A 13491-nucleotide genomic window follows, 5' to 3' on the forward strand; every position below is an offset into this window, starting at 1 on the left:
AGCCGGGTCCCGGACAGGGACCCGGCTTTCTTTTAGGTGGGGCCTAGGCTGAGCTGCGTTCACTCACTTTCAGTAACATCAGCGGCAGCATCGCCGCATCCACATCCAGTTTTTCTTTCAGGGTATCCAGCGCTTTGGGGAAGTTTCCGCCATGGCTGCGCGCACGGTGAAAACTTTGCACAACCAGCACCAGATCGTCATCGGTCAGCGGGGTTTCCGCTGCCATTAACATCAATGCCCCACGAAGATAGAAGAAATCCACAATGATTTGGCTGAACTGTTCATACATGTTGTCAGCCGGAAAATCCAACTGGTACATCTGGTAAATAAAGTAATTTATCCATACGTGCTCATGCTCAGCCATGTACGCCTGATAATGGCCGTTAAACCCTTTTTCCAGCACCGCCTGTTGCTGGGAAATATTGTCACCCACGCCTGCCAGCGCTGCTTTCATGCGCTGATGGATTTTACTCAGGCGCGCCAATACCTGCGGTTTTTGCTCAAGCACATTGAGTGCAAACAAGGCGTTGTAGCCTTTTAGCAGGTACGATGCGTGTAACTGGGTCGCTGTCGGCAGGTCAGCATAAAACCCAGCAATCTCACCGCTCTGGATCTGGGCAATCACCTGCTCAAACACGTCTGTGCGCTGTTCAGGCGCACTCTGTGCCAGCTGTTTCAATGCCAAACCAAAGGTGAACAGACGTTGCTCCAGCGCCATGCTGGTATCAGACAACAACAGCACAAACAACTCACGCACGGCGTCATAACAATCGGGACGCACATAGGGCCTCGGTTTGAATGCGGGATCCTGAGTAACCTGGGTATCAAATGTCATCGCATCAGGGTTCAGCAACGCTTGCCGTACCGCTTCCGGACAAGACAGGGTGAGGTTTTTTTGTACCTGATCGCCACGCACTTTCTCCAGACGCGGATAGGTCTTACAGGTATGCGACAGCCGCGCATGTCCGTGTGTCGCATGCACCTCACACAAGCCATTTTCCATACGAAACGGGCAATTCCCCTGTGCATCGAGCTTAATTCTGGCATAACCCGCTTTTCCTCGGGTGCGTTCAATTGCCTGTGACGACTTAGCCTTAAACGCACTTTTCCGGGTCATAAAAATATACGTTCCCCGGTCGATGTTCACAGTCCAACTGTGGCAACAGTGATCTTCGCAATCCGACCCAATGCAGGAGAAGGTGTCATAGAATTTTGGAGTTACCGTGTACTTGTTCATGACTGTGTCATCGCCTTTAATCGGGAAACTGGCGCATTGTCCAACGCAAATTGCTTGGCACTTTTCACCGCTTCACCATGTTCATTGATGCTGTTGGGCAACGCAGGAACAGTGCCAAACAAACGCACCAGTTGCTCATCAGCCTCTTTTGTTAACACCATAATTTCTATCCGGCGGTTTTTACCGCTTTGCGGGTCAGCCTCATCCAGCAGGGTACGGTCGGCCATCGCGACCACCTGTAGCACCTGTTGCTGAGGCAATCCCGATCCCACCATCACCTGACGGGCTTTTAAGGCACGATCCCCCGATAATTCCCAGTTGGAATACGCTTGGGTACTAAACACTGTCGAATCTGTGTGGCCGCTGATAATCAAACGGTTTTGTATTTTTCCCAGCTTTGGCGACAGCGCGTAGAGTATGTCTTCAAAAAACGGCGTCATCTGGGCACTGCCCCGCTGGAACATCACGTTCCGTTTACTGTCCTGAATTTGAATACGCAGCCCCTGAGGCACAACGTCAAGGTGGATGTTTTCCATCGCATCCAGCGACGCCACAATCTCTTTCAATGCAATAGCCAACCCACTCAACTGCGCGGCATTCAGATACTGCCCCTCCATCACAGACATGGCGTTTTCCCCCTGTCCCGCGTTATTGCCTTTCTCCCCCTGCGGCACCTGCTCATGCAGAGAGTTACCGAGCTCACTTGTCCCACTGAGCGTCGAATTGATCGGGTTCTCAAACGGCGACGCCTCACCACCAAAATCAATCGGGAATGGGCTATTTCGAATATCGAACAGGTTGTCGATGCTTTCAAAGATAGTACTTTGCTGCAAACGGTACTGGATTTCTTCCCGCTCTTCCTTTGAGGTGATTTCCATGATCCAAAGCACCATAAAAAAAGCCATCATCGCAATTGCAAAGTCAGCGAAAGCCACTTTCCATGCGCCGCCGTGGTGATCATCATGATCGCCATGTTTCTTCTTTTTGATAATGATGACGTGTTGCTTATCGTGGGCCATGGCTCAGTCTCTCACCATCCACTGTTCCATCTCAGAGAACGATGGTTTGTACTCGCTATACAGCAAACGACGACCCGAATCCAATGCCAGAATCGTGGGTTTGCCCTGCGCCTGCGCCACTAAAATCGTCGCAACCATACGCAGCGCCAACATCTCTTTTTTCACCAAACCCGTGATACTGGATGACAACGGGTCAAACACGCCATACGCCATCAACACCCCGAAGAACGTCCCGACCAGTGCCGCTGCCACCTTCACACCAATCAATGTCAACGGACCACCAATATTTTGCATGGTGACGACAATCCCCAGTACCGCCGCCACGATACCGAAGCCCGGCATCGCCTCACCGGTTTTGGTCAGCGCTTTGGAAGGGCGCATCAAGTCTGCTTCCAGCGCTTCCATCTCCAGCTCCAGCGCCGCTTCCAGATCGTGATGGGTCATTTTTCCCATCGCCAGGGTACGCAAATTATCTGTAATAAATGGCAATAAAATGGGCGACTTCACCACATTCGGATAGCGCGAAAAAATGTCACTGCTCTCTGGATTTTCAATATGATCATCAAGCTTTTTCATGCCATCTTTACGCACCACTTCCAGCAACTCATACATCAGTTGCAGCACGGATTTATAGAAATCATCGCCGTAAGGCTTCCCCATCAGCATCTTGAGGCGGGTCAGGATATTTTTCAGCACATAAGGGGGATTGGCGATCACCATCGCCCCCAGTGCCGCGCCCAAAATGATGACAAATTCCGGCGGCTGCCACAGCGCAGCGATTTTGCCTGTCGCCATCACATAGCCGCCCATTACCGTGGCAAAAACAACAACAAACCCCAGTATTACCTGCATAAAAAGTGACTCCGCTATACCAACTGCCAGTCAGACAGTTTCTGATTAAGGGTCGCCAATGCTTTTTTCTGGATCTGGCAGATCCGGGCTTCCGTGAGATCCAGCACCAGCGCAATCTCCTTCATGCTCATTTCATGCTCAAAGTAAAAGCTCAGGACGATTTGCTCGCGTTCTGTCAGCGTCGCCAGTGCCGCTTTCAGTGCGACCGCCAGCTTTTCTTTTTCTATGTGATCGCAATACACTGCCAATCCCGGTATCGCGATATTATCTTCCTGCATCGATTCAAAACTGTGTGGCCGTTCCGCCTCATAATCCAGACGCAGCTGACGCACATCGCTGACAGACATCTCCATCGCCTGTGCCAGTTCCGGATCGGTCGGCGCACGCCCCAGAGTCTTCGCCACCTCCCGTTCTTTTTCACACAGTTGGTGGGTTTTCTGGCGAAGCTGGCGAGATCGCCAGTCTAAACGGCGCATTTCATCTAACAGCGCACCACGAATACGCGGCACCGCCAGCTTTTTCAGCCCACCTTCATCTTCCTCCGGATACCGGCGAATCGTTTCCAGCAGTGCCATCAGGCCGATCTGCTCCATGTCATCCCGGTTCATCACCACATCAGCCTGAATTGCCAGATGGTTCACCACCCGTTTAACCAGACCAGAGAGTTGCATCAACAGACGTTTTTCCCGGATTTTGCTGCCTACCTGATGCTGCTGATACGCGTGCAGTCCCACGGAAGACACTTCATTCATCATCAACATACTCACCCCTTACTGAATAACCATTTTGGTGATGAGTACGCGTTCCACGCCTTTGCCGCCGGTCATCTCATTCATCCGCTCCTGTAACGCGTTACGGATGTCCTCCTCCAACGCAGGAAGCGCGCCTGCCTTCGACAGCTCATTAAAATGTTTCCCGTTGAGCAACTTCACCACGGTGTTACGCAGCACGGGCATCATGTCTTCCATCTTCTTGAGGTCATCTTCCTCATAACTCATCAACGACATTTCCAGCATCAGGTAATGCAAACGGGAACCGCCTTCCAAACTGACAACAAAACGTGGCATAGAAAGAAACTTCGGCTTTTTCACCATCGCGGTCGGGGCAACCTCGGTTTCCTCCTTCACTTCGACGACACTTTCTTTCCATTGTGCATAAAACAGCCAGCCACCCACGGCCAGCAGCAAAAAGACAACGCCTGCCACCACCACGATAAGGCGCGACTTAGATTTTGGTTGTTCTTCAAGTGCTGTATTGGTCATATCATGCTCTCAATCTGATTAAACCACCGACGCATAGCGACCCAGATCGCTCATCGACGGCGTAGAAAAAGGGGATGATTCCTTCATTGGGTTACCCTTCACGGCGCGGTATTCTTGCTGCCCGCCCTGTGACTGGTCATGCCCTTGCTGCTGCGAACCACTCGACACAGACACATTTGCCAGTTGTAACTGGCTCTGTTCAATGTCAAGGCGAAGACGATCTGCATGCGTAAGCAGCGCTTCACGCAACTGCGGGTGCGCGGCTGCGATATGCACGTTCACTTTGTCGCCTTCTACGCGCAGGGTGATTTCCAGTTTGCCAAGCTCTGGCGGATCAAGCCGCACATGGGCGGTCTGGACAGCATCCTGCTGGTTAAACCGCAACCGGGCGCGTAACTGGTCAACCAGCTCACGTCCCCACTCCGGTTGAGAAATATCAACCGATGCGTCAAGCTGCTGCGCCGCGGTAGCCGGACTGGCGCCGGGTACCATGATCGCAGGGCGTGTTTGGGGTGATGGCTGAGGCGCCAGCCCTGGGGCTAACAGGCGCTCAGGGGCCGCGTCGTTCATCGTCACCGCCAAATCAGAGACCGGCAACGCATTCAACGGCTGGGCGGCACGATCCCCCGACATCTCCCGTAGCAACGGGGCGATGTCTGCCCGATCTGCGCGCACCGCAGCATCCGCCATTGCCGTTGTCTGAACGTGTGTCTGCCCTTGCGGTTGCAGATGAAGCAGCTTCTGCGCCTGTGCAGGCAGACTCTCCGAAAACGGTTTACCGGCCCCGTCCAGCACACCCTGGCGAGACGACTGCCCCAGCGCGGTCAGCGCCTGTGTCAGCTCAGACACAGGCAGCGCCCCGTCAGCCACTTGCCCAAACAGACTTTCCAACGTCGCCAATGCTGGCGGCGGCACAGATACGCCGTTTGCTTTCAACTGGGTGTTCAGCGTCGCCACTAACGCTTCTGGCGTGATCCCACCGTGTTGCAGGTTCACTATCCACTGGGCGATCTGTTCGCACTGCGGTGCAGCAAGAGCAGGAAACACCGTATCCAGTGCCGCTGACAGGGCATCCAGTTCTGATGCCTGCCACAGCGTATCGCTGGCCGAGCTCTGTTCGAGTGCCCCCTCACCCTGTGGCACGCTGCCAGGCAACACAGTCGTTGGGGCGGAAGGCTGTTGCTCCGCACTGTGCGACAGTTCTGCCCCCTGCGCAGCACCGTTTTGCGCCGCCAGCTCGCTGGCTTGCGCGTGATAGTTAACAGGTGTCGCTGCATTTCCTGTCTGTCCGCCAGTGACAGCAGGACGGGCACTGATGGTTTTTCCACCGGCACTGGGCACAGTGGCAGCATTGGTGGCTGTAACAGAAATTTGCATGTGAACTCAGTTACTCATGGTGTCCCAGATAAGCCATCACCCCCTGTTTTGTGGCTTCCTGTTGTGACAATTGAAGCCGAATACGTGCTTGCTCCTTTCGGCCCTCAGAAATCATGGTCGTATAAAACGCATTCAACCGGGTCAATGCCGCCTTGGTGTCAGCATTCAGCGGTTGTTGTTTAAACCGGTGCAACGCCTCGGACAACTGGATATCCAGCGCGCCAAGCGCAGCCCAGTCCCCAGCATTGAGCGCCAGCTCAAACTGGGTATAAAGATGATCAAGCTGCTGCGCGGTGTCGGCGCCATTTGATGAAGCCCGGGGTGCAGAGACGGGACGTGTCATCGGGTTCACTGTGCCACCTCAACTTTTTCCGGTTTCAGCACCACCCAACCTTCAAGGATTTGGGTGATCAGGTTGACCACCTCATCAATGCCCGCCAGGTCATTTTTCAGGTTCGCCTCAAACAGGCGACGCCCACAGTAGTCGTACAGACGGTACAACTCCTGCGTCACCTCTCCGCCTTTTTCCGCATCCAGCACCACGCTCAGGCCGTTAAGGATGTCCAGGCATTTGGAAATGGTCATGCCTTTGTCTGACACCTGACCACGTTCCATATAGCCGCGTGCACGGCTGAGATTTTCCAGCAACCCTTCCAGCAACATCTGGATCAGACGGTGCGGGCTTGCCGACGCCGCCTGCGCATGGTTTTTCGAATGTTGGTAGGCACCCAGGCCTTCATCAATCATCATGGTATTACCTGCTCTACATCAGCATGCTGATCAGCATGCTCTGGGTTTGGTTCATCTGTGCGATCTGGCTGTCCATCTTGGCGTAATAATCACGCAGAGACAGAGCCTTCGCTTCCATCCGCGCATCCAGTGCTTCCCGCTCTTCCTGCAAACGCTGATTGTCTGCATCCAACCGGTCGATCCTGACATCAAACAGGCCGCCGTTTTTGTGGTAATCGTCCAGTACGGTCAGCATGCTGCCCATGATGCCGGTCTGTTTTTCCGGCACTGAGCTGGCTGGATCGCCCATAAACAACTTGGCGATTTCATCGAAGTTGTCTTCCATCGCCTTGTCGAACTTGTCAGATTCCAGCTCCAGCGTACCGTCCATCTTGGTGGTGATCCCAAGCTGTGACAGTGTGCCCAGCGTCGACGAGGCGTATTGGTCAGAAATCACCGAACGCAACCGGCTGATCATCGAACGGGTTGCCGCATCACCAGACAGGGCCGCCGCCATTTCCTCACTGGATTTGGTGTAGGTGTTAACCGTTTCCACCACCTTGTTGTAGCTGTCGATAAACGTTTTCACCGTTTCTTTCACGCCGTCTTCATCACGCTGGATGTTGACGTTAACCGTGCCGGTTTCTTTCAGCGTCAGGGTGATACCGTCAATCACGTTTTCCATTTTGTTGGTCGGCGAAGTCAGTTCCATGTTACCGAACTTAACAACCGCATCTTGCGCCGCCTGAAGCGGCACGCCGAGATCGCTTACCGCCACATCGCTTCCGTTATCATCTTTGGCGGTCACGTTCGTCACCGACAGCCCTTTCACCGCGTTTGCCACCCCGGTGTCTTTGGCGTTGAGCACCATGGTCAGCTGATCGCCGGTCTGCACCAGCGTGACCTTGGCGCCATCGGCGTTTTCATGGCGGTTAATCGCACTTTGCAACTCCTCAGCCGTCACGCCTTTTTCGTCATAACGGGCAATGTTCTGGTCATATTCTTTGATGCGGGCATCAAAGCTGGCTTTGGCCTCTTGATCTTCTGCCAGTTTGGCCTCTGCTTTGGCTTCCCAGCCGTCTTCGCTGGTGTCAATGTTGTGCTCTTTTGCCACCTCGGTCAGGGTATCGGTACGGTACTGTGCCTTCTTGCTCTCTTCCTTGGTTTTCAGCTCGGTCGCCAGCGCGGCAATATCGACACTCACGGTTCCTTTATCCGTGGTGAATTCCACTTTTCCTGTGGTCAGATAGCTGCCTTTTTTCATCGTCAGCACTTTGTCACGCGCTGCCTGCGCCAGCTGGGTCACATCAAAGTTATATTCACCGGATACCGCACCGCCGGATACGGCCACGCCCATCACATCGGTGTTACTCAATTCGGCTTTCAGCTTGTTCAGTTCAGTGTAGGCGTTCAGATCTTCCACCGTGTTGCGAAAGCTGTTCAGTGCCCCCTGAATTTCTTTCAGGGCATCCATTTCCGCCGTGTTCATGCCTTCCTGGCGGTTTAACTGGTTCTCGACCGGGGCGCGCTCTGCCGCCACGATCGCTTGAATCATCGCTTCGTAATCAATGCCTGATCCGAGACCTGTCATTAACATGGGGTACTCTCCAAATACTGGGTGCCACGTCGACCTGCCGCTCTAACACTGTGTCGCGCGGCAGCAGGCCTTGAGCAATCTTTGTGCCAATTTCGCAGCATGAATTTTCAATGGGTTAATAAAAAGAAAGCGGAAGTAAACCTTCCGCTTTGAGGTGTTTTATGCGGTAAATTCCGCCCAGACTGAAACGTATTAACGCAGCAGCTGCGACACCATGCTTGGCATCTGGTTAGCCTGTGACAGCACAGTGATACCTGCCTGCATCATGGTGTTTTGCTTGGTCATATTGGCCGATTCTGCCGCAATATCGGCATCCATAATGCGGCCTTTTGCTACCGCCATATTTTCTGCAATATTGCCCAGGTTATTGATGGTGGACTGGAAACGGTTCTGGGTCGCACCCAGATCGGCGCGGATAGAGCCCACCGCATCTATCATATTGTCAATCGCTTCCATCGCTTTACCAGCATCTTCAGCCGTGGCGATATCACCCAGTTTTTCGGTATCCAGCATTGTGCTGTCTACTTTCACGTTAATTACATTAGGATCATGGCTTTTCAGTTCTTTACCAAGAGCCGTCATTGCTGCTTGCAGTTGAGACAAGTCTTTTCCATCCGCAATGTCTTTAAGCTCCCCCTTCCCTGTGTCTACATTTCCTTCTAACACGGATGCAAGTGCATCAAGTTTCTCCAGATTATCTTTATCACCTGTTTTCAGTGTTACCTTGACATTCGTGCCATCAGATTGATCTGAAACGGTTGCTTGGATACCCAAATCTTCAAGGACGGCTTTTAGTTCTTCTTCATTCGCAACCCCCAGAGATGCATAGGTAATATTTCCAGATTCAGCTCCATCAGTTTCAGTTTTAAGCTTCGTGGTAATTTTACTGACTGCATCCAATTTCTTCAGATCTTCTTCAGACGTACCCAATCCTAATTCCGCTAAACCAGCTTCTACAGCAGCCTGCACATCATATTTAGACAATTTACCTTCAGTCACATCATCTGCAGTCAAGACTTTGCTGTCTACATCCGCACCGACCTGGAAATCTACTCCTGCTTCTAATTTCTCAAACAGGTTTTCACCTTTACCATAGGTAGTAGTATCCGCAATACGGTCCAGCTCTTTTTTCATTTGCTGGAATTCTTTGTTCAGTGCCGCGCGGTCTGATTCTGAGTTGGTGCCATTTTTCGCCTGCACGCCCAAATCGCGCATACGGTGCAGGATATTGGTGTACTCCTGCAGCGCACCTTCCGCAGTCTGCGCCATAGAAATACCGTCGTTGGCGTTACGTTTTGCTACGTTCAGGCCGTTGATTTGTGATGTCATGCGGTTGGCGATTTGCAGACCCGCTGCATCATCTTTGGCGCTGTTAATGCGCAGACCGGTCGACAGGCGCTGCAAAGATGTGTTCAGTGAACTTTGCGTTCCCAGCAGGTTACGCTGTGCATTCATTGATGCAAAGTTGGTGTTGATGGTCATTGCCATAATAGTTTTCCTCTTTCATCGTCAAAAGGGATGTCAGTGCGGCGCCATGGCCATCTGCTCCCGTGTTCTTTTTCTGTCGATGAACTAAGACGACCGTTTTTTGGGGGACTTAAATAGAAAATAGAGATGAGAGGGGTGTTTATAGATTATTGATTTTATTGTCTTTTAAAGACACATAAAAAAGGCGGAAGCATTGCTTCCGCCCTGGTGACAAGGTGGGACAGCCCATCGCCACCCAAAATGAAACGTATTAACGCAGCAGCTGCGATACCATGCTTGGCATCTGGTTAGCCTGTGACAGCACAGTGATACCTGCCTGCATCATGGTGTTTTGTTTGGTCATATTGGCTGATTCTGCCGCAATGTCCGCATCCATAATGCGGCCTTTGGCGACCGCCATATTCTCCGCAATATTGCCCAGGTTATTGATGGTTGACTGGAAGCGGTTTTGGGTCGCACCCAGATCGGCGCGGATAGAGCCCACCGCATCAATCATGGCGTCAATCGCTTCCATCGCTTTACCGGCATCGTCGGCCGTGGCGATATCACCCAGTTTTTCAGTATCCAGCGTCGCACTGTCTACTTTGACACTGATAACGTTAGGATCATGGCTCTTAAGTTCTTTACCAAGGCCCTCCATCGCACTTTGGAGAGCTGTCAGCTCTTCACCTTGGTTGATATCTTTAAGCTCACCTTTTGTCATGTCTACATTTTCTTTCAATGCAGTTGCAAGAGTATCCAACTTACCTAATGCATCTTTGTCACCAGTCTTCAGAGTGATCTTTACTTTTGTACTGTCACTGCCCTGTGCAACCGTAGCACCGATACCTAAATCAGCAAGAACTGATTCCACTTCTTCTTTTGATGCAACTCCAAGATCAGTGAGATTAATATCATTAGACAGTTGACCATCAGTTTCAGTTTTAAGCTTCGTGGTAATTTTACTGACTGCATCCAATTTCTTCAGATCTTCTTCAGACGTACCCAATCCTAATTCCGCTAAACCAGCTTCTACAGCAGCCTGCACATCATATTTAGACAATTTACCTTCTTTCACATCATCTGCAGTCAAAACTTTGCTGTCTACATCCGCACCGACCTGGAAATCTACTCCTGCTTCTAATTTCTCAAACAGGTTTTCACCTTTACCGTAAGTCGTAGTGTCCGCAATACGGTCCAGCTCTTTTTTCATTTGCTGGAATTCTTTGTTCAGTGCCGCGCGGTCTGATTCTGAGTTGGTGCCGTTTTTCGCCTGCACGCCCAAATCACGCATACGGTGCAGAATATTGGTGTACTCCTGCAGCGCACCTTCCGCCGTCTGCGCCATAGAAATACCGTCGTTGGCGTTACGTTTTGCTACGTTCAGGCCGTTGATTTGTGATGTCATGCGGTTAGCGATTTGCAGACCTGCTGCGTCATCTTTGGCGCTGTTAATACGCAGACCCGTCGACAGGCGCTGCAAAGACGTGTTCAGTGAGTTTTGCGTGCCCAGCAGGTTACGCTGCGCATTCATTGATGCAAAGTTGGTGTTGATGGTCATTGCCATAATAGGTTTCCTCTTTCATCGTCAAAAGGGATGTCAGTGCGGCACCATGGCCATCTGCTCCCGTGTTCTTTTTCTGTCGATGAACTAAGACGACCGTTTTTTGGGGGACTTAAATAGAAAATAGAAACAAAAAGCGAAAATCTAACAGAGTAGAGAATAAACGAGAGAAATGAAAAGGATGGATGCAGGGCGGCGAGCGGGCTGGTATATGCCTGCGGTGGATAATGTCCACCGCAGTGCAGATATCAGTGGCCGTTTTCGGTGTCCAGCAGGGCCACAACATTGTGGCGGGTGGCATTGGCTTGTGCCAGCAGGGTCGGTACGGCGTTGTTAACCAGCAGCAGGGTAATGTCTTTGGGTAACTCAAACCAGCTGGCTTCGATACTGCCATCCGGTGCGATCAGGGTTGTATGTTCGTCTGGGGTGTAACGTCGCACCAAGGGGCTGGCGGCCAGACTTTGTGCCAGTTCGGCTTCCCTCTGCTTTTGTTGTTTATCCAGCGCTTGCAGGGAATGATGGATTTTCTGTAACAGACGTTCGATATCCGCCAAGGCCTGGCGGGTGGTCTCCGGTTTGCTGAAGTCTAACCCGTCCGGATCGGGACCGTGAGCCTCCTGCGGCTCGACTTTAGCCTTGACGGGGTTGCCTGCCGGAAGGACCTGACCATTACCCGACACCCAGATCCCGCCTTTGATGTCTGGCCAGCGCCCTTTATCAATGGTGAAGATCAGCTCTCCGTATTTGTCCAATGCCACCTGAATGTCGCGTGGGGCTAATGCCTTGTTCAGGGTTTCTACGATGGCTTTTGGGGTGTCATCCCAGCGAATACGCGCCCGAACCGTGCTTGGCTGACCGTGGTCAAACTGAAAACGCACCACTTCATCCTGATTGCGCCAACCATTCAGGCGCACCCCTTTCACGGTAAAGCTGTGTTGATCATTGCTGCCGCGCAAGCGTGGTGACAAGTCATGGTGCAGCACAGGTTCACCGTCATAGCGGGCATCTTTGGTCAACCGGGTCAGCCGGCTTTTCAGGTGACTGAGCGACTGTTGCAACTGTGACTTTTCATTTTCCCGTGCCTGCAAACTGCGGCGGGCGATCTGGCGCAATTGTTCCAACAGGGCCACGGCATCTTTCAACGCAGACACCGCACTTTGTGCATGGGCCGCCTCTTGGTGCCTGACCTTGGTTTCGACCAGAGCTCCGCGCTGCCTCCCCTTCGTCAGTGGTGGACGTTCTGACGACGGCGAGGGTTGTTCACGCTTTGCGGTGACACGGGCGGTTTCCGTCACCGGTTGCGAGGTCACCGGCTCCAGTGTGGTGCCTGTCGGTGCCGTCACAGGTGGCTGCTGGGTGTTGACTTTATTGACCAAGACGTCCTCTTTTTTCACTGCATCGGGCAATCAGGGGTTGCCCGTTGGGTTAACGCGTGGTGTGCGTACCGTTACATCATCTTGAACAGGGACAGGTTTTGGATCTTGGTATAGGACATTTGCGTTGCCTGTAAGGCGGCCATATGCGTGTTCAACCGTAAGATGGCTTCGCTGTAATCCAGATCTTCCACGTCGCTGATCAAGTTTTCGTTCATTAACGCATTGTCTTCGTGTGCCCCCGCAATGCGATCCATTGAGGCACGTTGCGCCCCCACGTCTGTCAATACCTGCCCCATTCCTTCTCTCACGGCCGAGATATGGGTTTGGGCGCGCGATACACTGGCGGTCAGGGCATCTCCGGTCACCGCTGGGTCGCGTAAGTCGTCGATCACAGATGCCAGCGTGTTAAAAATATCACTGCCATCATCCGCACCATTGAAGTATAGGTCATGTGCGGTCTGGTTGGCGGGGATCTGGGTTGACTCGGCAACAGAGACCATGCGCTGCTCTTGGTTTCCCTGAAACACATATAAGCCTGTGTCAGGATCGCGTGCCACCGCAGGGGTGTCTGTTTTGGTGCCTGAGAAAATATAATCCCCGTTCGGGTTTTGGCTGTTTGCCTCACTCAGTAACTGGTCAAGGATCCCTTCCAGTTCGCTGGCTATCGCCTCACGCCCTGTTTTATCGCTGTTACTGGCGTTGAGTACGCTGGCCACCAGCTCCTCTGCACGCAATAACGCATTGTTGGAGGCGTCAATGTGCGACTCCGTCAGGGTGAGCTGTTTTTCCAGATTAGTGATATTTTTCTGGAACTGGGCAATGTTTGATTGCTCACGGTTGAGCATCATCACCTGCACGGCACCCAGCGGATCGTCAGACGCGGCCAACATTTTTTTCTGTGAGCCCATTTCTGTCAGAACCCGGTTCACGCCCGCCGTTGAGGTCTGGATGCTGGTGAACATCATCTCATTGAGTTGCGCTGAACTTAAACGCATGGCTGACTCCTCCGCG

At 52.4% G+C, this 13491-nt stretch carries 13 protein-coding genes; all 13 read right to left on the reverse strand.

Features of this window, described 5'->3' with window-relative positions; translation table 11 throughout:
- Window positions 1-43: 43 nt before the first annotated feature.
- The 13 genes from fliB to flgL all read right to left on the reverse strand — a co-directional run bounded on the left by fliB (window position 44) and on the right by flgL (window position 13475).
- Entirely contained in the window at window positions 44-1237 is a 1194-nt protein-coding gene (fliB, locus tag VHA_RS02580) for a flagellin lysine-N-methylase (RefSeq protein WP_040528048.1), read from the reverse strand.
- On the reverse strand, window positions 1234-2256 hold the full coding sequence (locus tag VHA_RS02585; RefSeq protein WP_005501533.1) for a flagellar motor protein MotB: 1023 nt from the start codon (window positions 2254-2256) through the stop codon (window positions 1234-1236). The genes fliB and VHA_RS02585 overlap by 4 nt, the downstream gene beginning before the upstream one ends.
- 3 nt (window positions 2257-2259) lie before the next feature.
- Window positions 2260-3108 carry a flagellar motor stator protein MotA gene (gene motA, locus VHA_RS02590; RefSeq protein ID WP_005501536.1) on the reverse strand — a complete coding sequence of 283 codons (849 nt, stop codon included), beginning with the start codon at window positions 3106-3108 and terminating at the stop codon, window positions 2260-2262.
- A gap of 14 nt (window positions 3109-3122) precedes the next feature.
- Window positions 3123-3869: a FliA/WhiG family RNA polymerase sigma factor gene (locus VHA_RS02595; protein ID WP_104439911.1), complete on the reverse strand. Its 747-nt coding sequence runs from the start codon at window positions 3867-3869 to the stop codon at window positions 3123-3125.
- Between the two features lie 9 nt (window positions 3870-3878).
- Complete coding sequence (locus VHA_RS02600; protein WP_005501539.1) at window positions 3879-4370, reverse strand: flagellar basal body-associated FliL family protein; 492 nt, start codon at window positions 4368-4370, stop codon at window positions 3879-3881.
- Window positions 4371-4388: 18 nt separating this feature from the next.
- On the reverse strand, window positions 4389-5747 hold the full coding sequence (locus VHA_RS18375; protein WP_005501541.1) for a flagellar hook-length control protein FliK: 1359 nt from the start codon (window positions 5745-5747) through the stop codon (window positions 4389-4391).
- Window positions 5748-5757: 10 nt separating this feature from the next.
- Entirely contained in the window at window positions 5758-6099 is a 342-nt protein-coding gene (locus VHA_RS02610; protein WP_005501543.1) for a hypothetical protein, read from the reverse strand.
- Window positions 6096-6497 (reverse strand): flagellar export chaperone FliS, encoded by a 402-nt coding sequence (gene fliS / locus VHA_RS02615; protein WP_005501546.1) that lies wholly within the window; start codon window positions 6495-6497, stop codon window positions 6096-6098. Before fliS ends, VHA_RS02610 begins: the two co-directional genes overlap by 4 nt.
- A 13-nt stretch (window positions 6498-6510) precedes the next feature.
- On the reverse strand, window positions 6511-8073 hold the full coding sequence (gene fliD / locus VHA_RS02620; RefSeq protein ID WP_005501548.1) for a flagellar filament capping protein FliD: 1563 nt from the start codon (window positions 8071-8073) through the stop codon (window positions 6511-6513).
- 192 nt (window positions 8074-8265) lie between these two features.
- Window positions 8266-9561 carry a flagellin N-terminal helical domain-containing protein gene (locus VHA_RS19180; RefSeq protein WP_005501550.1) on the reverse strand — a complete coding sequence of 432 codons (1296 nt, stop codon included), beginning with the start codon at window positions 9559-9561 and terminating at the stop codon, window positions 8266-8268.
- 250 nt (window positions 9562-9811) lie between these two features.
- Window positions 9812-11107, reverse strand: coding sequence for a flagellin N-terminal helical domain-containing protein (locus tag VHA_RS19185; protein WP_005501551.1), 1296 nt, complete (start codon window positions 11105-11107; stop codon window positions 9812-9814).
- A 245-nt stretch (window positions 11108-11352) separates the two neighbouring features.
- Window positions 11353-12480, reverse strand: a complete 1128-nt coding sequence (locus tag VHA_RS02635; RefSeq protein ID WP_040528093.1) for a hypothetical protein — start codon at window positions 12478-12480, stop codon at window positions 11353-11355.
- Between the two features lie 71 nt (window positions 12481-12551).
- Window positions 12552-13475: a flagellar hook-associated protein FlgL gene (gene flgL, locus VHA_RS02640; protein WP_005501559.1), complete on the reverse strand. Its 924-nt coding sequence runs from the start codon at window positions 13473-13475 to the stop codon at window positions 12552-12554.
- Window positions 13476-13491: the final 16 nt, after the last annotated feature.

This window comes from Grimontia hollisae CIP 101886, from assembly GCF_000176515.1.
In the GTDB taxonomy this organism is placed as follows: Bacteria; Pseudomonadota; Gammaproteobacteria; order Enterobacterales; family Vibrionaceae; genus Enterovibrio; species Enterovibrio hollisae.

Bases quoted from the DNA above. Each gene is read 5' to 3' on its own strand.
- fliB (WP_040528048.1), bottom strand. From the start codon at position 1,237: ATGAACAAGTACACGGTAACTCCAAAATTCTATGACACCTTCTCCTGC.
- VHA_RS02585 (WP_005501533.1), bottom strand. From the start codon at position 2,256: ATGGCCCACGATAAGCAACACGTCATCATTATCAAAAAGAAGAAACAT.
- motA (WP_005501536.1), bottom strand. From the start codon at position 3,108: ATGCAGGTAATACTGGGGTTTGTTGTTGTTTTTGCCACGGTAATGGGC.
- VHA_RS02595 (WP_104439911.1), bottom strand. From the start codon at position 3,869: ATGTTGATGATGAATGAAGTGTCTTCCGTGGGACTGCACGCGTATCAG.
- VHA_RS02600 (WP_005501539.1), bottom strand. From the start codon at position 4,370: ATGACCAATACAGCACTTGAAGAACAACCAAAATCTAAGTCGCGCCTT.
- VHA_RS18375 (WP_005501541.1), bottom strand. From the start codon at position 5,747: ATGCAAATTTCTGTTACAGCCACCAATGCTGCCACTGTGCCCAGTGCC.
- fliS (WP_005501546.1), bottom strand. From the start codon at position 6,497: ATGATGATTGATGAAGGCCTGGGTGCCTACCAACATTCGAAAAACCAT.
- fliD (WP_005501548.1), bottom strand. From the start codon at position 8,073: ATGTTAATGACAGGTCTCGGATCAGGCATTGATTACGAAGCGATGATT.
- VHA_RS19180 (WP_005501550.1), bottom strand. From the start codon at position 9,561: ATGGCAATGACCATCAACACCAACTTTGCATCAATGAATGCACAGCGT.
- VHA_RS19185 (WP_005501551.1), bottom strand. From the start codon at position 11,107: ATGGCAATGACCATCAACACCAACTTTGCATCAATGAATGCGCAGCGT.
- flgL (WP_005501559.1), bottom strand. From the start codon at position 13,475: ATGCGTTTAAGTTCAGCGCAACTCAATGAGATGATGTTCACCAGCATC.